General features: G+C 43.9%; 12 protein-coding genes. 10 read left to right on the top strand and 2 right to left on the bottom strand.

Features of this window, described 5'->3' with window-relative positions:
- From DW096_RS13110 to DW096_RS13090, 5 genes are all read left to right on the top strand, one after another.
- Positions 1–732, top strand: coding sequence for a 6-phosphogluconolactonase (locus DW096_RS13110; RefSeq protein ID WP_005833056.1), 732 nt, complete (start codon positions 1–3; stop codon positions 730–732).
- Positions 733–785: 53 nt separating this feature from the next.
- Complete coding sequence (locus DW096_RS13105) at positions 786–2,051, top strand: MFS transporter (protein ID WP_008665144.1); 1,266 nt, start codon at positions 786–788, stop codon at positions 2,049–2,051.
- Between the two features lie 15 nt (positions 2,052–2,066).
- Positions 2,067–3,791, top strand: coding sequence for a glycosyl hydrolase family 18 protein (locus DW096_RS13100; RefSeq protein WP_118930904.1), 1,725 nt, complete (start codon positions 2,067–2,069; stop codon positions 3,789–3,791).
- Positions 3,792–4,044: 253 nt separating this feature from the next.
- The gene (locus DW096_RS13095; RefSeq protein ID WP_120028845.1) at positions 4,045–7,155 is read left to right on the top strand and encodes a TonB-dependent receptor; all 3,111 of its coding nucleotides are present in this window, start codon (positions 4,045–4,047) and stop codon (positions 7,153–7,155) included.
- Positions 7,156–7,176: 21 nt separating this feature from the next.
- Entirely contained in the window at positions 7,177–8,739 is a 1,563-nt protein-coding gene (locus DW096_RS13090; RefSeq protein ID WP_044468636.1) for a RagB/SusD family nutrient uptake outer membrane protein, read from the top strand.
- A gap of 601 nt (positions 8,740–9,340) precedes the next feature.
- On the opposite strand, the gene DW096_RS13085 is transcribed toward DW096_RS13090, so the two are convergent.
- A complete protein-coding gene (locus DW096_RS13085) occupies positions 9,341–10,144 on the bottom strand; it encodes a ThuA domain-containing protein (RefSeq protein WP_022401156.1) in 804 nt (267 codons plus the stop codon).
- Positions 10,145–10,186: 42 nt separating this feature from the next.
- On the bottom strand, positions 10,187–12,652 hold the full coding sequence (locus DW096_RS13080) for a glycoside hydrolase family 9 protein (protein ID WP_098031946.1): 2,466 nt from the start codon (positions 12,650–12,652) through the stop codon (positions 10,187–10,189).
- Positions 12,653–12,883: 231 nt separating this feature from the next.
- Between DW096_RS13080 and DW096_RS13075 the strand changes: the two genes are divergently transcribed.
- The 5 genes from DW096_RS13075 (at position 12,884) to DW096_RS13055 (ending at position 22,390) form a co-directional block, all read left to right on the top strand.
- The gene (locus DW096_RS13075) at positions 12,884–14,548 is read left to right on the top strand and encodes a DUF6377 domain-containing protein (protein ID WP_057252386.1); all 1,665 of its coding nucleotides are present in this window, start codon (positions 12,884–12,886) and stop codon (positions 14,546–14,548) included.
- 206 nt (positions 14,549–14,754) lie between these two features.
- The gene (locus DW096_RS13070) at positions 14,755–17,715 is read left to right on the top strand and encodes a SusC/RagA family TonB-linked outer membrane protein (RefSeq protein WP_005827017.1); all 2,961 of its coding nucleotides are present in this window, start codon (positions 14,755–14,757) and stop codon (positions 17,713–17,715) included.
- Between the two features lie 32 nt (positions 17,716–17,747).
- Positions 17,748–19,541 (top strand): RagB/SusD family nutrient uptake outer membrane protein, encoded by a 1,794-nt coding sequence (locus DW096_RS13065; RefSeq protein WP_005833034.1) that lies wholly within the window; start codon positions 17,748–17,750, stop codon positions 19,539–19,541.
- 22 nt (positions 19,542–19,563) lie between these two features.
- Positions 19,564–20,742, top strand: coding sequence for a hypothetical protein (locus tag DW096_RS13060; RefSeq protein ID WP_117703655.1), 1,179 nt, complete (start codon positions 19,564–19,566; stop codon positions 20,740–20,742).
- Positions 20,743–21,052: 310 nt separating this feature from the next.
- Positions 21,053–22,390: an alpha-amylase family glycosyl hydrolase gene (locus DW096_RS13055; RefSeq protein ID WP_117719932.1), complete on the top strand. Its 1,338-nt coding sequence runs from the start codon at positions 21,053–21,055 to the stop codon at positions 22,388–22,390.
- Position 22,391 lies beyond the last annotated feature (1 nt).

Raw genomic sequence — 22,391 nt, 5'->3', positions numbered from 1 at the left:
ATGAAAATAACAATAACAAAGAATGAAAAGGAGTTTGACTGCACGGCTGCATGGCGCATCATCGGGCAGATGTTGAATGAACCGGAGAGTGTGATAGGACTTTCGACGGGACGTACTACCGGCAATCTTCATCGGTTGGTGGGAGAAATCTATACTAAATATCCGTTTAAGGTGGATACCGTTACTTTCTTCGGATTGGATGAGGTAACGAATGTGCCGCGCGAATATGCCGGAGCATGCTACACGATGCTGAAAACGGAGTTGATGGATACATTGGGCATCAAGGAAGAGAATTTCTTGATGCTGCCTACCATTTCTGGTGATTTTGAACAGTCATGCAGGGATTTCCAGCAGGAAATTGCGAACCGTGGCGGCATTGATTTGCTGATTTTAGGGTTGGGTGAGAACGGACATCTGGGATTCAACCAGCCGGAATCTCCCTTTGGCGGTGAAGCATGGGTGACCCGGATGAATGTGGAACTGGAAGAACGCATCCGTAGAGAAACGGGTACTCCTCCCGATAAAGAGTTGGGAGGGGCTACTTTGGGAATAAAGAACATTATGCAGGCACGCCGGATTGTACTGGTTGCCAAAGGGACTAATAAAGCGGATATTGTCAAGCGGATGCTTGAAGGGCCTGTGACAACAGATGTTCCTGCTTCCATCCTTCAGCTTCATCCCAACTGTGAATTTCTGCTGGATGAGGCGGCGGCAAGCATGCTTAACTGCTAAGTCGCCTTGCAGGCGGCTGATAACTAATTATTTGAATTAATAATCAAAATACTATGACACAACAAGAAAAACAAATAAACTATATGGGGCCATTCATCACGATGGTGTTCTTGTTCTTTATTGTAGGTTTCCTTACGACTGCCAATACTCAGTTTCAGGGTCCTCTGAAAGAAACTTTTCTTTCGGAAGTGGGCGGGTTGAAAAATACTTTTGCTACTTTGATTACTTTCTCCTGGTTCCTTGCTTATCCGGTTTGTGGAGGGGTAGGCTCGTCGTGGATTAGCAAATACGGATATAAAGGAACATTGATGCGTGGATTGCTGGTGATGATTGTGGGACTTGGTTTGTTCTTTGCCTCTTCCTATTTCACAGTACACTTTCCTGAAGCGAATTGGCATGCAGGAAATAATGTTATCCCTGGAGGGTTCTTGATTTTCTTACTGGGTTCTTTCGTGGTAGGGGCTTCGGCCACCATTCTGCAAGTGGTTATAAATCCTTATCTGACGGCTTGCCATGTCAAGGGTACCCAGTCCATTCAGCGTTTGGCTATAGGCGGTTCCGCCAATTCTGTGGGAACTACGCTTGCTCCTTATTTCGTGACCGGTGTCGTGTTCGGCGGTCTGTCTATGGAGGACATTCAGATTGACCAGCTGATGGTTCCGTTCCTGGCATTGATGGCTGTTATTTCTTTGATTGTATTGTTGTTGATGAAATTGTCTTTGCCCGATATCCAAGGAACCAGGGTAGAGAAGGGAGAAAAGCTGGAAAAAAGTGTATGGTCCTTCCGTCATCTGACATTGGGCGTGGTGGCTATCTTCTTTTATGTAGGAGTGGAAGTCTGTATCGGGGCCAATATCAATCTGTATGCCATCGAGATGGATTATGCTTCTCCGGCACTGATGGCTACGCTCTATTGGGGTGGTATGCTTGTGGGCCGCCTGGTGGGGAGCAGCCTGAGCAGGATTTCTCCCCGCGTGCAGTTGACGGTTACTACGGTATCGGCAGGACTACTCGCCCTACTGGCCATTCTTCTGAATAATCCGTGGCTGCTCACGGCAGTAGGTCTGTTCCATTCCATCATGTGGGGAGCTATCTTTACTTTGTCCGTTGCCCATTTGGGAAAATACACTTCGGTGGCTTCGGGTGTGTTCATGATTGGAGTGGTAGGCGGTGCCATATTGCCCTTGTTGCAAGGAGTGCTTGCCGATGTTCTTGGAGGCTGGAGATGGTCATGGCTCATCGTTCTTTTTGGAGAAGCGTTTATGCTGTATTATGCATTGATAGGTTCACGGGTCCGTCAGACCTGCGATAATTTGTAATTAAAGATAGTACTTATGAAAAAAATTAGAATGATGATGGCTGCCGCTTTGGGCGTATTGGTTTCATGCGGTAGCGTTAAGTCGGGAGAAGAGGTCGTTGCGGCTTCCCGCGATTCAAAGGTTGTGGTTGCTTATGTCACTTCGTGGAGTGAGGTGATGCCCGACCCGCAGTACATGACGCATATCAACTATGCGTTCGGTCATGTAAACGAGAGCTTTAACGGTGTCAAGATTGATAATGAGGAACGTTTGAGACAGATTGTTGATTTGAGGAAACAGAAGCCGGAACTGAAAGTGCTGCTTTCCATCGGCGGCTGGGGAAGCGGACGTTTCAGTGAGATGGCTGCCAATGATGAATATCGCCGTGCTTTTGTCGCGGACTGTGCCCGTGTGGTGAAGGAGTTCGCTTTGGATGGCATTGACATCGATTGGGAATATCCCACCAGCTCTATGGCAAATATATCTTCGTCACCGGACGATACGGAGAATTTTACACTTCTGATGCAGGATATCAGAGCTGCCATCGGCAATGAAAAGGAACTGACACTTGCCACCGTAGCTTCTGCCCGTTACATTGACTTCAAGGCTATCTTGCCTTCCGTCGATTTTGTGAATATCATGGCTTATGACATGGCTTCTGCTCCCAAGCACCATTCGGCGCTTTATCCGTCGGGACATAGCGGTGACATTACTTCGGACGGTGCCGTTACTGCACACTTGAAAGCGGGCGTACCGCCTTCCAAGCTGGTGATGGGTATGCCCTTCTATGGTCGTGGAGGTGACGGTTATCCCAGCTTCCAAGACTATAATAAGGTAGGGAATACGGATACCCAATATACTGAAAAGTGGGATGAGGTGGCTCAAGTGCCTTATCTGGCCGATAAGAATGATACGTTGGTATTTGGTTTTGAGAATCCCCGTTCACTTGCCATCAAGTGTCAGTATATTCTGGATAAAGATTTGCTGGGAGGCATGTATTGGGATTATAGCGGAGACAATGAGCAGGGTGATTTGCGCCGTACGGTAGCAGAAAACCTGTTGGGCAAGCCGCACAAGGCGAAGGTACTGGTGTTGACGGAACGTGGCGGACAGCACGGAGGATTTACGGATGCCGGTTTGAGGTGGTTGGCGGCCGAAGGTGCAAAGGGGAATTTCAGTATTACCGAGATAAACAATGCCAGGAACATAACGGAGGCTTACTTGTCGCAGTTCAGCCTGGTTATTCAATTGGATTTCCCGCCTTATACTTGGCCGAAGGAAGCGGAAGATGCGTTCGTCAAGTATATAGAAGAAGGGCATGGCGGCTGGATTGGTTTCCATCATGCCACTTTGCTGGGCGAGTTTGACGGTTATCCCATGTGGCAATGGTTCTCTGATTTTATGGGTGGCGTGCGTTTCAAGAATTACATAGCTCCGCTGGCCGACGGTACGCTGATTGTAGAAGATGAGCAGCATCCGGTAATGAAGGGTGTTCCGGCCTCTTTCGTTGTGCCCGATGACGAGTGGTATATTTATGACAAGAGTCCGCGTCCCAATGTACATGTACTGGCCAATGTGGATGAGTCGAGCTACACGCCTGCGTCGGACATCAAGATGGGCGATCATCCGGTGGTTTGGGTCAATGAAAACAAAAAGGCACGCAATGTTTATTTCCAGATAGGGCATAGTAGTAAGTTGTACGAAACGGAAGGGTTTACGACCATGTTCAGAAATGCCATTAACTGGACTTTAGAAAGGTAATACTTTTTATAATCAATGGATTTGGAAGAAAACGGGTACGTACAGAAACGTATCCGTTTTTTTATGGGTTTAAACTTTATCACTTTAAGTTTAAAATAAAACGTTTTTTATGGATGTGTTAGTAAATGAACTCCTTATGAGAAATATTCAACTTCCATTTCTTGTTTAGTACGTAATTTCGCTTATCGAAGTATTGGAATTTGTATCAATACAATATGAATAACTTCCTATTTTATAAACTAATACTATTATCATGAAAAGAAAAAGAGTCCTTTTGCTGCTTTGCATTCTCAGTTGCACTTTGCAGCTCTTCGCACAACAAATTAATGTGCAGGGTGTCGTTTATGACCCTTCCGGAGAAACGGTTCCGGGTGCTAATGTCAGTATGAAAAGTAATCCGGCTGTGGGTACTGTGACGGATATTGATGGGAATTTCAGTCTGAAAGCTTCTGTGGGTGATGTGTTGGTCTTCACCTTTATCGGTTATGAGCCTATTGAGTATAAACTGACTGCTGCAGATACAAATCTGAAAGTCCGTTTTACTGATTCTTCTGAGTTGCTGGACGAGGTAGTTGTAGTAGGCTATGGTGTACAAAAGAAGAGTGTACTTTCGTCTGCTGTGAGCCGTGTTACCAGTGAAGAGTTGGATAAAGGTAATCCTACAAATATTCAGAATGCTTTGAAAGGTAAAGTTTCCGGTGTACAGATTATCTCTAATTCAGGTCAGCCCGGTGCGGAATCAAAGATTCGTATTCGGGGTACCGGTACGGTCAACAACTCCGATCCGCTTTATATAGTAGACGGCATGCCGTCTGAAAGTGGTATCAGTCATTTGAATCCTTCTGATATTGAGTCTATTGAAGTGCTGAAAGACGCAGCTTCCGCCGCTATTTACGGAGCCCGTGGTGCTAACGGTGTTGTGCTAATAACTACGAAGAAGGGTACTAAAGGGAAGGCTACTTTGAACTATGAATTTACGTATGGTATTCAGAATCCTTCCAAGAAGGTGGATTTGCTGGGTAGTGCGGATTATCAGATGTTGATGAATGAAATGGCTGCCAATGCAGGTAAAGACCCTTATTTCCCGACTGTTTCCAGCGTCAATACCGACTGGCAAAAGGAACTGCAGAACAAGAATGCTCCTATTATGAACCACAAGGTTTCGTTGAGTGGAGGTACGGACAACTCTACCTATTATGCTTCTTTCGGTTATGTAAAGCAAGAAGGTATTTATGCCAAAGGACATACTGATTATGAACGCTACAATGTACGCTTGAATTACAATAATGTATTACTGGACACGAAATCACGAAATTGGTTGAATAAGATTAGTTTTGGTGCAATTGCAAGCTATTCCAAGTCAATCCAGACTGGTAATACTATTGGCAATAGTGAAGCAGCGGGCTTGATTACTTCCATGAATATGTTGCCTCCTACCGAGCCGGTTTATCAGACCGACCCTGCTATACTGGAGCAATATGCCGTAACTTATCCAAATCATGTCATTGCTCCCAACGGCCTGGCATACAATATCATCGAGATGCGTGAAATAACCAATCCGCTGGCAGCCATGCAGGTCAGTCATAACCAGAGGACTATGCCTCAGAATTTCGGTGCGAACTTTAACCTTGATGTCGACTTGTTGCCAGGCTTGAAGTTCAAGACTACCTATGGTGCGGAATGGGTGTTCAATTCCATCAAGAATGTAACTCCGGTCTACGAGCTAAATGCTACCAGTAAGAATGCCACTTCCAAGGTAGAGGATAAGAAAAGGGAGTCTTCCTATTGGCAGTGGGAAAATGTACTGTCGTATACAAAGTCTTTCGGCCGTCATAATATAGGTGCACTGTTCGGTACAAGTATGTCTTCCTACCATTACTCCAATTTGGAAGCGGAAGATTATAATCTGCTGGTGGTGGATATAGACAAGGGATATATAGACACGGCCACAGCGCCCGAAGAACAGTCCAAAGTATGGGGTGGGGCGGAAGATCACCGTATTGCATCCATATTCGGACGTATCAATTATAATTATGATGAAAAGTATTTGTTCGAAGCGGTAGTGAGACGGGACGGTTCGTCAAACTTCAGTCGTGACCACCAGTATGCTACATTCCCTTCGGTTTCTTTGGGTTGGGTGTTGACCCGTGAGAAGTTCATGGAGAACAGACCTTCCTGGTTGGATTTTGCCAAGATACGTCTGAGCTGGGGACAGAACGGTAACGAACGCATCGGCTCCTTTGCCTATACAAGTATGATGAGTCAGGGTAAGAATGCAGTCATAAATGGAAAGGTATATACGGGCATGCTGCCCAGTGGCTATGCCAATGCTGATTTGAAATGGGAGACCTCCGAACAGACCGACTTGGGTATTGACTTGCGTTTCTTCAACAGTGCATTGACATTCTCTGCCGACTATTTCGTGAAGAAGACGAAGGACATGCTGCTTTCCATGCCAATTCCTCTTTATACCAGTTATGGCAGTATGACGGTCAATTCGGGTACAGTGAAGAACGAAGGTATCGAGTTCGAAGCGTCCTATCGCTTTAAGGTGGGTGAAGTGAATCTGGGTATCAATGGAAATGCTTCTTATGTGAAGAATACCGTAACAGACCAAGGCCCCGACCGCGTCGGTCTCAATAATATCGGTGGTGGTATGGGCGGTCAGGTCAGTTGGAGAGAGAACGGGCGTCCGTACGGCTTCTTCTACGGTTACTTGCATGATGGCATTTTCCAGAATCAGCAGGAGATAGACAGCTATACTTACGTAGATTCTAACGGAAAGACTCAGTTGATACAACCGAATGCCAAGCCCGGAGATATCCGTTTTAAAGATTTGGACGGTAAAAATGGTCTTAATGGCGATGACCGTACTATGATAGGTAAGCCGAATCCCGACTGGACATATGGATTTACGCTCTCTGCCGATTGGAAGGGGCTGGATTTCAGTGCATTCTTTCAAGGAAGTATCGGAAACGATATTTATAAACTGTACAGACGTTCCAACGTGACTTTTGGTAACTACGACAAATCCTGGTTGAACCGTTGGCACGGTGAAGGAACTTCCAATTGGGTACCACGTATCATAGATGGTGACAACAATAACTATCAGGTTTCAAACTTCTTTGTAGAAGATGGATCGTATATGCGTTTGAAAGTGTTGCAGATAGGTTACAGTCTGCCCGGACAGATGTTGCAGCGTGTCGGCATCAAGGGGCTGCGTTTCTTTGTGCAGGGCGAGAATCTGTTTACAATCACCAATTATAGCGGTTATGATCCTGAAGTGGGAACACGTGATGGATTTGACGGGGGAACATATCCGCAAGCACGTACTTATACTATCGGTGCGAATATTACATTTTGATTAACCTAAAAATTAGATACAATGAATAAGATATTAAAGGTATTGGCTTTGGGTGCGATGGCTTTGTCGACCACAGCTTGTTCAGATTTTCTGGAAGTGAATCCGAGAACTCAGGTGTCGGAAACCGAATTCTATAAGACGGAAGACGATATGATGAAGGGCTTGTATGCCGTGATGAATGAAATGCAGACCCGTATGCCGGAGGTTTGGTCTTACTCTTCTTTGCTGGGTGATGAGTCCGAAACCGGCGGTGGTATCGGTGAGGGGTCTTACAAGACGAAATGGGATACTTTTACCTATGACGCGACTTCTTGTTTCGGTGCATGGGGATATGGTTCTTGGTGGAATGAGTGGGATTTTGGCTTGTTCAATGGAGTCATTGCTGCCAATCTGTTGATTGACAAATTGGCTGGATGCAACCTCAGTGCAGACTTTGTCAATTCCATTTCTGCCGAAGCGCGCTTTTACCGTGCCATTTTCTATTACCATCTGTTTATGGGGTATGAGCAATTCCCGCTTATCAAACATTATCTGGCAGCCAGTGAAATGTATAGCGTTGCCAAAGGAACCCGTGAAGAAATTTATGAGTTTATGATGGGTGACTTGGATGACGAAGTGACTAAGTATCTGCCCCAGCGCAGTGCTACACAGCAGGGACGCGTTTGCCGGGATGCTGCCAAGCTGCTTCGTGCTAAAATTATTTTGTTCCATCGTGATGAGACTAAATATCAGGTGGCATTGAATGACATGAAAGAAATAATCACCAGTGGAAGATACCAGTTGAACCCTGATTATCAAAGCTTATGGGTGAAAGACGGAGAATGGTGTGCGGAATCTATCTTTGAGGTATGTTATGCCGGCAATAACTCCGGTGAAGGGTTTGGTCTTGCACGTTCTTTGGGTGGTCGTAACATTGTTGACCCGAGAAGTGCCGAGCAGGGCGGCTTGGGCGAAGGTTATGGGCAGAATACCATGCCGAGTTCCGTTTACAACATGTTTAAGGAAGGCGATACGCGCCGAGAAGGAACAGTCATTGTCTATGCGGACGAGGCTAAGAAAGTGGCAGAAATGGTGGCCAAAGGTGAACTGCCGGCAGGAAGTGCTTTCCAAGTCAGTGACCAGCAGGAAAATTACGAAGGCCTGGGGCACTATAAGATTCATCCGAGAAAGGAGACGACGTCTACGGTGAACCCTACGGATAACTATTATAACTCTTGGCGTATTTACCGTTATGCCGATGTTTTGCTGCTGGCTGTGGAGCTTGATGTACGCATCAACGGAACTGCCAGTGCCGATGCGCAAGGCTGGTTTGACCAGGTCAGAGACCGCGCTTTCAAAGACAAAGAGCATCGTATCAACTTGGCGGGAAAGAGCAAGCAGGAGTTGTTGGATATTCTTTTTGAAGAGCGTGGGTATGAGTTTATGGATGAAATGCAGCGTTGGTTTGACATTCTGCGTTTCGATAAAGGAACAGAGATTTTAGGTAACAAAGGTTGGACGGAGAAGTTTAGGTACTTCCCGATTGACCAGTCGGAAATGGATAGAGCTAAAGGTGGCTTGACACAGAACCCTGGCTGGTTATAAGTTTAGATTGGTTTTCTTTCTGAAGAGTCCCCGGTATTTCCTTTTGAAATACTGGGGATTTTTATGTGTAGGCAGTGGCGGTATCTCTCACTAAAGTTTATTTCGGCAAAACATCTGTCATGCTGTCACGCGAAGAGATTATTCTTTTGATTATAAGTTAATTAGAATGTGATGGATACCTGTGATAGATAAAAAACATTACAACCATCCATCACGCTTTCCAATTTTTGTAAAAGATGGTATGCATACTTGTTTCGTGGGTCGTTGAAATAGTTATAATCTTAGTTCTCAGCATGAAACTTTTAGTTTCAAGACTAAATACGAAAAGTTTCGACAAGTAAGACTATTGGTTTCAACAAGCAAAACCAAAAGTTTCTTTCGATAAAACCATTCGTTTCAAAGGTTAAAACTCTTGGTTTCGACTATAGGAAACTATCATTCCAACTTGTCGGGACCAGCAAGGGTATCTATATGAAACAACCGAAACAGATACCTTTTCCTTCGAAAAGTATCTGTTTCGGCATAAAAGTGTTGTATTTTGGAGAAGATTTGAAGAATACTATCCTATTTTATTCTTTTGATTACTGTTATGGGAGTTGTTTCATTTGAGGAACGGGTCACCGTTCTTGTCTTTGCTCACTACCCAGCGGAAAGCATTAACCAATAGCAGGTTCTGTGTACCGTCGATAAACTCTTCGTCACCATGTCCCATATTCAGGTAAATCATTCTGTAATTCTTGTTGGACCATACGATGGGGAAGTCGCCAAAATTCACTACATCCTTGATACCCAGTGGATAGTTCTTGGGAGATAGGGACAAGAGTACTTCTACGTCCTTGTTCTGGCGGGGGCTGGGAGTCCATTGGTACCATTCGCTGGCGGGAGCCACGAATGATGCAGGCAGATTCTTGGTAACGGGATGTTCTTCGTTGTCGACTTCGACCAATACCGGCTGGGGAGGCCAGTTGTTGCAATAGAACACCCCACCACCAAGAAACTTAACGAACCAGGGCCAATGCGTGTTTTTGTCGTTGTAGGCAGCTGCGTGGAAACCTACCCAACCGCCTCCGTTTTCCATGTATTGCTCAAAAGCATCGCGTTCGGCCTTGGTGTTGGGGGATGTGTTAAGCATGATAATGACATTGTATTCTTTCAGTTTCTCGTATGGGTATTTTGAAAAATCGGTAGTAATATCCAGAACAAAGCCGTCACCGTAATTGAGCTTCTTGAAGAAAGTGGTTGCTTGTTCTGCAAATTGTACGTGTGCTTCTTCCGCATGTTGCGTGTAATAAATCAAGGCCTTGAAGCGAGGAGCTTTGGCATAGTTTGCCGGATAACCTTCGGGGACTTGTGCGTACGTCAGCAGGGTGCAAGCCGTAAACAATAAAATAAACAGATGTTTCATAATTTGTAATTTATAATTTATAAGTTATTAATTCTCCATTATCTAATATTCCGCAATCAGAGACAGCCATTTGCCTGCCGAGGTAATCCATACCTCTTTATAACAGGCATTGTTGGTTTGCGGCCAATAGGGGACATCGTCGTTACCCAGGGTACGGATACCAACGGGCATCTCTCCTGTCATTTCTCCCGAAGAGAAGGTATTCAGTTGCGGATAGTTGTGTCCTTCTCCATAAATCAAGGATTGTCCGAAAGGATTCTTGCCTACGGTCCAGTACAACTGTTCCAGACCGATGTTGAGCAGTTCCTTGTCCTTCAGGAAGTTTCCGCAGATGGCGGCGGACTTTCCGTTGGAAAGATGGATGGCGGTATTGCCGTTGAAAATGTTGAACCACACGGGGAAACGTTTCATGTAGTGCTCTTTGTCCAGTTGTACTCCTCGTTTAATCTGTTCCGTGTACAGTTCCTTGGCATTGGCAGGGGGAAACAGATGGAGGGCGTAGAAGTTGGTGGTATCCTTATATTCCTCTGCATGGTAAACACCGCTTGGAATCATACCGTAGGGATGGGTATACTTCATCATTCCTTTCAGATACTCTCCATATAGTTGTATGGAATTCACCCATTTAGGATAATCGGGGTGCTCCTTCTGGGTTTCGCAAAGCATCACCATGGCCTGCATATAGACCTGCTCGCGCGACTGGTGTATGTAATGTACGATGGATTTGCGGGATTTGTCCCGGTAGAAGAATCCGCGTGTCCCGTCTTTGTCTTTCAGCGGTTCCGTGCGCTGGCAGTCGAGGGTGTAGCGGATGTATTCGGCGGCGATGTCCGCATAAGAAGGTTTTCCGGTCAGCTTGTATAATTGGCTTGCCGACCAGGAGATGGTAGCCATATACTGACTTTTCGAAGTGTTGTAACTGTGTTCGTAAGGCTGGACGAACTGGTCGAAGCCATCTTTTTTGAACTTCTCCATAGCAAAAGCGAAATCTTCTTCGGCCACGCGCAATAGGTATTCCTGCAGCATCGGGTCGTTGTCCAGCGTCATGGAGGCGTAAGCTTCGTATCCGGCATAGAGAAAGTTGTCAAATGCCATGTTCTGTACACGTACGGAAGATATGTCGTCCAATGTATTGAACACACCGTCTTGCCAGATAAGCAATCCCATGCTGCTGGCGCGGTAACCATCGCCGTAGCGGTTCTTTAGGATGAACTCTACTCCCCATTCCGCCTCTTCACGCAGGCGGGCGGCGAGGGCTGGGTTGATATTTCTTTGTTTATTATAGGCTTCGAGCAGAGCAAAGGTCACGTCTCCCGTCTGCAAGGTTTGCTGGGACAAGTCTCCTGCATCGTGCCATCCGCCGGAGTAGGAGATGCTGCGTCCGTCATGTCGGGACATGAGGTCTACGTGGCAGGTGGAATGCTTGCCGGGAACCGGATGTCCACAGCGCTGGCAGAAGATGAAGTTCAGCACTTTCCATTGTGAATCTTCCCAAAGTCTTTCTCCAATCCGGAAGGTGGGAGTTAGCGATGTTCCGACCTTCAGCTGATACTCTCCGGGATTATTGAAGGAGGTGAAATCAATAAGGCCAAATTCTCCGAGAGTGGTTTTCTCTTTTCGGATGTCTCCTTCGTAAGCTATTTCTCCGGTTGGGGTAAGCAGTTGGAAGCGCTTTCCGGCGTCTATGGTGAGGTTTGTGTTGATGAGGGCGGTTTTGGGGTGGTTGACGGCATAGCCGGTTGTCGAGTAGGAGATTTTTCCATCGGCAGGTATCCATCCGCTGACTTTCTCAGGGGCTTTCACCGTTTGCAGTTGTAGATTGTCCAGGTAGTAGATAGCTGAATCTCCTGTAGTCCGGTCTTTGCCTTTGAGGGCTGTGCTGAAGGTGATGGATATCACCTTGTCGCGCTGATACTCGTCTATTTCGAGGAAGCATTGGTTCCACTCCTTATTAATAAGGTTAATGAGGTGTGAACCCGAAGGCTGATTATATCCTTTCTTGGCAGGAGTATCTGCATTGCGAAACGTGAGGTTCATGTTGACGATGCGCGCGCCGTCGCAATCGGGATAGATGGAGAATACGATGCGGTTGTACTTCTCCAGATTGGCGCCGTCTAGATGATAGGTAACACTGCTGTTTCCGTAGGTGGCATAGTCTGGGTCGGAAGGAGAGCCGGTCGCCCTTTTCCCGGTGAATGTGGGGAATTGCAGTTTGATGCTGCCTTTGCCGGAAACGGTCTTTTCCGTACTGAAGGACATGCTTCCTGCGCCGGAATGACTCCATCCCTCTGTACCTGCCGAGCGGGTGAGAGGAGCGCTTTGCAAGACCTCCTTTTTCCATCCGTTGGTTTCGAAAGAGTTTTCAATATCCAGGGGGAGGGGTTGATGTATCAGTCCGCTTTCGTGGAGTTGTCGTTCCAGTTTGGGGTCTTGGGTCAGACGTGTCTGACCGTATGCGGCAATACTGCCGAGAGATAAAAGGTATAAAAATAATAATGTCTTTCTCATGTTGATGTCAACCTTTGGTTTCGGTTGCAATGTTAGCCATTATTAGGCAGAAGGAGGTTTGAAAACTGCCATAAAAGCTTTAAAAGCTATCCGAAGTAGAGGAAATATGAATTTCGGTAGATGTATAATCCCTATGATGTACGACTTATAATGCCAAAGAAAATACTAAAATCGTATTTTCATAACAGAAGAAAATTGTAACTTTGCGAAGTTATGTCACAATGTTAACCTATGATGCGTATCTTGATTTTAATAATAATGCTGTTGCCATGTTCGCTTGGTATGTATGCATCTGCAATAGATAGCCTTTTGTCTGTTCTGGATAAGACTATCGTGATGCGTAGACAATACGAGGAAGAAAAAGAACGGTATATTTCTTTGATAAAGGATGAGTTGAAGCAAGGGAGGCTTACTGACATGGAGCGTTATCTGATACAAAATCGTCTTTTTGCCGAATATAATTCTTATATTAGTGATTCTGCATTACATTATATAAATGAAAATATTCTTATTGCCACACGGCTAAATAATAGGCAATGGATAAATAGTTCTATATTAAATAAAGTACATATTCTAAATACTTCGGGCCTTTTTGTTGAAGCAATGGAATTGCTGAAATCGCTTCCTCGTAACACGTTGGAGGGTGAAAATATAGTGGACTATTATGTATGTTTTGAAAACCTATATCTCTATCAGGCAGAGTACGCCACTGATCGGAACTACGTGAACAATTATCTTCGGATAGCAAATTTGTATAGGGATTCTATAATCAGCCTAGTACCGGAAGATACTTATAGATATGTAGTCGTGCATGCACCTCAGCTCATTGACCAGGGAAAAAGTCAGGAGGCTATATGTTTATTGAAGAATTTTTTACCTCGGTTGAAATCCAATACGCGTGAGTATGCAGTAGCTACTTCAATTCTGGCTTTTGCTTATCATGTCGTGGGGAACAAGCAGAAAGAAATGGAAGCACGTATTAGCAGTGCCATTGCTGACATTAGGGCAGTGGTGAAAGAAAATTATTCTTTGTGCGCATTAGCGGAATTACTTTATGGAATGGGCGATTTGGAACGTGCTAATCACTATATCAAGATTAGTATGGAAGATGCTAATTATTATACTACTCGGTTGCGTAGTTCGCAGAATTCCAAGATGCTTCCGCTCATAGATCGTGCTTATCAGCAAGAAAAGGAAATACAGCAACAGCGGCAGAGAATGTTTATTACAGGCATATGTATCCTTTCTGTTTTCCTTCTATTGACAGTACTGTGTGTGCTATGGCAAATGAAAAAATTGTCTTATGCCCGTAAAAAAGTTGTTGCTGCCAATTCCCAATTGAGTATATTGAATAGTGAATTGAAGAAGCTGAACAAGTCTCAACATGAGGCTAATGAACGATTATTGCATACTAATCAGACTCTTACGGAAGCCAACCACATTAAGGAAGAGTATTTGGGACGTTTCCTCAGTTTAAGTTCCTCCTATATAAGTAAGATGGAAGAATATCGCCGCATGTTGAACAAGCAGGCTGCTGCCGGTAAACTTGAGGAGTTATATCGTACATTGAAGTCCGGCCGTTTCATAAATCAAGAGTTGAAAGAGTTCTATCACAATTTCGATGTATCTTTTCTTAAGATATTCCCTAACTTTGTAGAAGAATTTAATCGTTTGTTGCCAGTTGAAGAACAATTGCATCCTAAAAATGAAGAATTGCTTGTTACCGAACTGCGCATATTTGCACTGATTCGTTTAGGTATTACAGACAGTGCGCGTATTGCAGAATTTTTGCGTTATTCCATAACTACCATCTATACTTATCGTTCCAAGCTAAAAAACAAGTCTCTTTGTAAAGAGGACTTTGAAGAACGAGTGATGAAAATAACTTCTTTTTGATTTTATCCTCCTTTTGAGGCTTTCTTCTGCCTTAAAAAGTTTAGAAATGATTTAGAAATTAGTAGCAATAGCATTTTTGTAATGCGTTGTATTATAGTTGATTGCCTGTTGTAGGACTTTAGATTTTTATCTCAGCCCAAATCGTGCGTTTGTTTTGATAATACATTTGCATCAATCTATTTATTGTTTAACTAATTTCTAATAAGATGAAAAAGAAAAGTCTAAAGAGATGCCTTAAAAAGCGCATGATCCTTTTACTGGGTTTTCTTATGATGACTGGTGTTGCTGTTGCGCAACAACTTCAGGTACAAGGAAAGGTGACCGATGCAACGGGTGAAGGTCTTATCGGTGCAAGTGTATTGGTAAAGGGTACAACTTCGGGGGTGATAACTGACATTGACGGTAACTATGTGTTATTGAATGTCAATCCTGATGCAATACTTATTTTTTCTTATGTAGGTTACCAAACGCAGGAACTGAACGTATCCGGTAGAAACAAGATTGATGTTGTCTTGCATGATGACCAGCAGGTGTTGGAAGAAGTTGTAGTAGTGGGTTACGGTTCATTGAGTAAAAAAGAAGTTTCCAGTTCCATTGTACAAGTGGATAAGAAAAATTTTAATTTGGGGGCTATGAATAACCCGATGGAAATGGTATCGGGAAAAGTCGCGGGCTTGAATGTCAATACGCAGGCAGCTGCCAATCCTAACTCCAGTTCTTCATTACAAGTACGTGGTGCAACATCTGTTTCAGCAAGTAATAGTCCTTTGATTGTTATAGATGGTGTGGCAGGTGGCGATATCCGTAACATCGCTGCACAGGATATTGAATCTATTACGGTATTGAAAGATGCGGGTTCAGCTGCTATTTACGGAACGCGAGGTGCTAATGGTGTGATTTTAGTTACAACGAAACGTGGCTCGGGTGAAGCTGGAAAAACGGTAGTCACATATGACAGTTACATCGCTTTTAATGTAGCTAAGCCCTCTCCGGATATTCTGTCGGCTGATGAATTCCGTCGTTCGAGACGAGGTACAGACTATGGAGCCGACACTGACTGGTATGGACTGATTACTCGTGATGTAGCATACGACACAAACCAATATATATCTATTGATGGTAGCACAAAGAATGGTTTCTATGGTGCTTCCTTCAATTACAAAAGTGCCAATGGACTTGACATCGTGAGTGGTCGTGAAGAATTTGGAGGTCGTTTTTCTATGGAACAGCGTGTACTGGAGAATCGCTTACAATTCAACGGTTCGTTGAGTGCACGTCGTGTAAATGAAACCTGGGGAAATGATGGTTTCTTCGATAGGGCACTCACAATGAATCCTACAATGCCGGTATATAATGCAGACGGTTCGTATTATCAGCCTACTTCTCCTACGGGTGCAACCAATCCGGTTGCGGAGCTTGCTTTGAGAGATAACAACGGCCAGCGTATGTATTTGTTGGGTACGGCTGAGGCTAAACTGAATATTTTGCAGACAGAAAAGCATTTGTTGAATACAACATTAAGTTACTCATTGCATTACAATGACATGAAGCAACAATATTATGCTTCGTCTGCCGGTTCGGAGTCCTATTGGAATGGTTATAAAGGACGTGCGGAAATGAAGTATCAGAAATGGTACACCAATCGATTGGAGTGGTTGGGAAATTATGCACTGAACTTGGGCGACCACAATATTAAGGCTGTAGTGGGCTATACTTATGAGAAGTCTATCTGGGAACAGATTGGTGGTAGTAACAACGACTTCTCTTTTGATAATACGAAATATTGGGATTTGGGCAGTGGCTCTTATCTGAAGGATGGTTTGGCAAGTTTATATAGCGGTCGCTCTGAATCGACACTTATTGGCTTCTTTGGTCGGTTGAACTATAATTGGAAGGATATGCTTTTTGCATCGGCTTCGTTGCGCTATGAAGGCTCTTCCAAATTTGGTGCTAACCAAAAGTGGGGGTACTTCCCAGCAGCTTCTTTGGCTTGGGAAATGATGGAGATGGGCTTTATGAAGAATACCCGGAAAGTGTTGACCAGTTTGAAACCGCGTGTTTCTTTCGGAATTACCGGTCGTTCGGATTTTGATGCTTATAAATCACTTTCTACTTACAATACCAATGGTAGTTATCTCTTTGACGGGCGTTGGGTAACGGGCTATGCTCCCTCTAGTAATGCTAATCCTGATTTGGCTTGGGAAAAGAGCGTTGCGATTAATCTGGGTGTTGATTTTGTTCTATGGAATCGTTTACGTGGTTCAGTGGAGTATTTTGACCGTAGTTCTAAAGACTTACTTTATACGTACACGGCACCTCAACCGCCTTTTGTCTATTCCACTATTTTGGTTAACGTTGGAACAACGAAAAATACCGGTATAGAAGTATCTTTGGATGGTGATATCCTTACTAAAACAGCAGTGAAGTGGACGAGCGGAATCAATTATTCTTATGGGAAGACTAAGTTGACCAAACTTTCTAACGATATTTACAAGGCATCTTATCTCGACCTTTACTTAAAACCGGGTACTGGTTCCAGCGAATATTTCTTCCGTGTGCAGGAAGGGGGAGAGATAGGGCAGTTCTACGGTTATGAATATGCAGGTGTTGACGAAAATGGCAATATGCTTATTTTGAATGATAAAGATGAGCAAATACCGATTTCTCAGGCTGATGCCAAGTATAAACGTTATATTGGCAATGGTGCTCCCAAGCACTTCTTGTCTTGGAGTAACAACCTGACTTGGAGAAATTTTGATTTGAGTGTATTCTTCCGCGGTACATTCGGTTTTGATGTATTCAATATGCGTAAATATGGTATGGGGCTTCAGGGATGTGGTACAGATAATGTTCTTCGCTCTGCGTATCTGGAAGATAAGAATATCCGTACCGGTGGTGGAGTAATATCTTCCTATTTCCTGGAGGATGGTAGCTTCATAAAACTGGAAAATGTAACCTTGGGATATAATTTTACTCCTAAGAACCGTAAGTTACTGGATAATATGCGCATATATCTGTCTGCCAAGAATCTGTTTACCTTGACCGGATATTCTGGTAATGACCCTTCAATTATAGACGTGAATGGTATCCAGCCGGGAGTAGATAGTAATAGTGCTTATCCTACAGCAACTCAATTGAGTTTAGGTGTGACTCTTCGCTTCAAATAAATGAGAAACAAATTATTAAAAATATGAAAGATATGAAATATATAAAATGTCGTTGGTTATTGGCGATGATTATGTCATGTTCACTTTTCTCTTGTACTAATTTGGACGAGGAAGTGTTCGATCGTGTGGATGCCGGAATTTATTATCAAGATGAGACGAGTGTTCAGGGGGCAGTGGCAGCCATCTATTCGAAAGCTGCATATAGTTATTTGGAATACTTCTGGTATTTGCAGGAGTTTTCTGCCGACCAGGTGGCATGGCGCAGTTGGAACGGTGGACTTTGGGGATGGGATGAGGCATTGAAGTTTGCTTTGTCTTCACATACCTGGACGTCAGAATCAACCATTATTCGCCAAACTTGGGAGAATGCGTGGACCACTATTGGGCTTTGCAATACGCTTATTACAGATTTGCAGGCAATCAGCCCCGCATCTATACGCATGACTGAGGATGCTTTGAATAGTTATATTGCCGAAGTACGTACCCTGCGTGCTTGGGCATACTACAATATCTTTGAGATTTGGGGTGGAGCACTTCCCTTGAACATTTCTTCGGGTGCGGAAATCCCTGGTTCTGCAGATACTGATTTTGATAAGGGGTGCAAGATTATCTACGATTTTATCAGTCAGGAATTAGATGAGTCAGTTACAGATCTTATGAAAGAAGATGGTTCTGGAAAGACTCGCAACCGCATGAACCAAGCTGCCAATCGTATGATTAAGATGCGCTTGTTGCTGAATTCTGAGGTGTTTATCAAACAAAACAGTTATAATGAGTGTGCCACTCTTTGCCAAAAAATTCTGAATGGCGATTATGGTACTTACAGCATTACCGATGACTATCGCGATATTTATTCGATAAACAATGTAGAATGTCCGGAAGTTGTAATGGCATTGGCGATGGAAGTCGGTCAGGTCAATACCGGTTGGATGCGTAACATGCCTTTCATGCCTTACAATTGTTGGGATTACTTTGGAGGTACATACAGCCAGAGCGGATGGAATTGTGTATGCTTGGCACCTTCATGGGATAATTCTGGAAATGTACAGCCGTATGGTGGTACTGACAATCCTAAGAGCTTTCTTACTGACTACGGTGATAAGTTAGGAGCAGTTTATGAACGTTTCCACGATAAAGATATCCGTAAGCAGAACTATGTGTATAATGAAACAACAGGAAACTATCAAGGCATTTTTTTGAAAGGGGCTATTAAAGCCAACTATGGTAAGGGTGCGGCTTTGAAAGCAGATGCCGACCGTGACGGTCAGGATTTGGTTTATGTGGATCAGGTGGGTACATTCCTTAATTTAGGACGTAATCTGGAGACTGTCATGTCACCTCGCTGGGGTGAAACGAATTCAGGTGTCCGTTTGGTAAGATATCCGGTTTATCCGGAGAGTGCAGGCATTGATTTCCAAAACATCGATGAGGTGGAATTCCGTTTGAGTGAAGTGGTCTATACTCTTGCTGAATGTAAAATGCGTGCAGGTGATACGGAAGGTGCTAAAGAACTGGTATATAGAGTTAAAACACGCTATTTTACAGATAAATCGGCTCTCGAGCAGCCCGGTCCTGGTTTTACATCCTTTGATATGGATTGGATGTTGAGTGAATGGGGACTTGAATTCTTGGGAGAGGGGCGTCGTCGTCGTACAGACTTGCGTCGTTTCGATAAGTTTACGCAAGGGCAATGGTGGTTCTTTGGCCGTGCCACGGACGACGGTTTAAGCTATCCGGCTAAACGTGACCGCAAATACGAGTGGTATCCCTTGCCCCAGTCTGCCCTTATGGTAAATCCGGGACTGGTACAGAATCCTAATTATTAATCATCCTATAATAATAGTAACAATGAAAAAATATATATGTAATCCGCTATGGCTTTTGTTGCTTTTTGTAGCTTTCATCAGTAGTTGTGACAAGGAGGAAATTGTGTTTGACCATGAGTTGCCGCAATTTGAACTTCGTAGCGATGCTATCTTGCTGGAGGTGATTATGCCCCAAGGAACTGGTGCCGATGAAATAATTTATATTGCAGGCGATTTCAATGGAGGTCAGGATGCTGCTTCCGGAGACCTTAAGTGGCAGATGGAGAAAGCTGCAAACAATGATGTTAAATGGGGCATATACCTCTATCCGGAAGATTTTGTTAATGGAAAGACACTTGCCGATGGCTTTTATTTCGTTTCTAAGACACAAGGTATAGAGCGTACTTTGCAGAATGGGGATGCTTTACATCAAATTTCGGCTAAGGTAGGTACTCGCACTGATATAACGGTAACCCGCTGGAATGCTTATTTTGAGGAGCCGGAAGACCCAAGTGAAGTGATTCATGACGGTTATGCTGTGTTCGTGATGGACAATACAGGTTGGGATGCACTGACACTTTATGCGTGGGGAAATGATTTGCCGGAACTTTTTGGAGGTTGGCCCGGTATTTCACCTACTGGTAGCGTTGAGATAAAAGGAATTACCTATAAATACTTCGATACAGGTGAAGCAAATAAGGGATTGGTTTACAATTTGATATTTAACGATAATGGAGTAGGTTCACAATTTGATGGACCACAGAACTTTACTCTTGACCGTGACATATATTTGGAAATCACAGAAAGCGGTTGGACGGAAATAGATCCGGATGCAGTGGTTATCCATGATGGTTATGCCATATTTATTGAAGACCAGTCCGGATGGGCAGAAACAACCATATATGCGTGGGGAAATGATATACCGGAACTCTTTGGCAGTTGGCCAGGAATATTACCAACCGGTAGTGTTGAGATAAAAGGTGTCACGTATAATTATTACGATACAGGTGAAGCAAATAAGGGATTGACTTACAATCTGATAATGAATAATAACAATGGAGGCTCACAATTTGACCTCGCAGCAGTGACGCTTGATCGAGATTATTATTTCCGTATTACGGACATAGCTGGTGAGGAGATTGACCCTAACAATCCGGACGGAGACTCTGAACCGGAATCTGAAGCGGCTTTTGTTTCTAATCAGAATAATTTCTTGAAATGAGTTTTGTATAGTAATGAAGATGTTAAATGACCTATTGGTGGAATGAGATTGGGGATAGGATATCTCTTTTCAATCTTGCGGATATATGTCCCAGGTCTTGTTTTTTCTACCCCAATTCTGGGGATAAAAAACCCAAGCCTTGGGAAGAAGTTATCTCTTAGCTCTTTTGTTTTTTAGTATTGGCTTCCGGGATTTTTAGTATTAAGTCTTAGTATCTTTTCTGCCAATGCCCATCACTGGAGAGTTTGGATGCTCCTTTTGCAGATATCAGTTCCGCCAATGAGTATAAGTATAGATAAAAAGTAGAAATATGAAAAAAGTAATAATTGCGACACTGCTCTTTACGATGCTACATTCTTGTATGGGGTGTAGTGATAGTCAGAGTGACATGGAACCGATTCCCGTCCCACAGGAAGAATACATGGCTTCGGATATGGTGATTTATGAGGCAAATCCCCGCATTTTTGCCGAAGAAAATGCGTTCTCTGCCATCAAAGCAGAGCTTGACCGTATTCAAAGCCTGGGAACTACCGTGCTTTGGCTGATGCCTGTAAATGAGCCGGGAGTACTGAAAAGTGTGAATTCACCTTATTGTATAAAGGATTATAAAAAGCTGAATACACGTTACGGAACAAAAAAAGACTTGAAAGAACTGGTAGATGCTGCCCATGCCAAAGGAATGAAAGTGATTCTTGACTGGGTTGCCAACCATACTTCGTGGGACAATGCTTGGGTGACTGAGCATCCGGATTGGTATACACAGGATGCAAATGGCAATGTGGTACAACCTCAAGAACAGCCTTGGGCGGATGTTGCTGACTTGAATTTTGACAACGAAACCATGCAGCAAGCCATGATTGATGCCATGAAGTATTGGGTAACAGAAATTGGTATTGATGGATACCGTTGTGATTATGCCGAGGGGGTACCAGATGCTTTCTGGAAGAAAGCAATCGCCGAGCTCCGTACACTTGACAATAATTTGCTGATGCTTGCCGAAGGCGGAAAAACGTCTTTAATGAACAATGGTTTCAATCTGCTCTACGGCTGGAACTTCCATAGTAAACTGAAAGACTATTATGCCGGTAAATGCTCACTTACTGACCTTTATGCTATGAATACTTCCGAATTGGAGGGAATGCCGAAGGGTACGTTACGGTTACGCTATTCTACTAATCATGACCAGGCAAGTGAGGCTTCACCGATAGAATGTTATGGCGGTGAGCGTGGTGCCATGTCTGCTTTTGTATTGACGACTATGCTCGAGGGGATACCTCTTATTTATAGTTCGCAGGAAGTAGCCTATCCGCGGTCACTTAACTTTTTCAATTACGGAGTTATAGACTTGAAGTCCAATGAAGTCTTTGCGCAAGAGATGGCAGAAATCATCAGAGCCTATAAAGCTACGAGCAGTGTACGTGGTGGTGAACTGGAAGTTTATACTACCGGAGATGCCGCTTCATTTTATCGGGCAGCAGGCAGTCATGGCATGTTGGTCATGGTGAATACCGCCAATGAGTCTGTACAAGTGAAAGTACCTATGGAGCATGCTGGCAAGACCATGACCGATGTGATTGCCGGTGTGGATGTGGAGTTGCCTACAGTAATGACGATGGAACCTTATCAATATTTTATATATCAACAATAAC

This window comes from Bacteroides sp. AM07-18 (genome assembly GCF_003602695.1).
Taxonomy (GTDB): Bacteria; Bacteroidota; Bacteroidia; order Bacteroidales; family Bacteroidaceae; genus Bacteroides; species Bacteroides uniformis.
The sequence above is the reverse complement of the archived record's forward strand: the minus strand, read 5'-3'. Positions and strand labels throughout refer to the sequence as shown.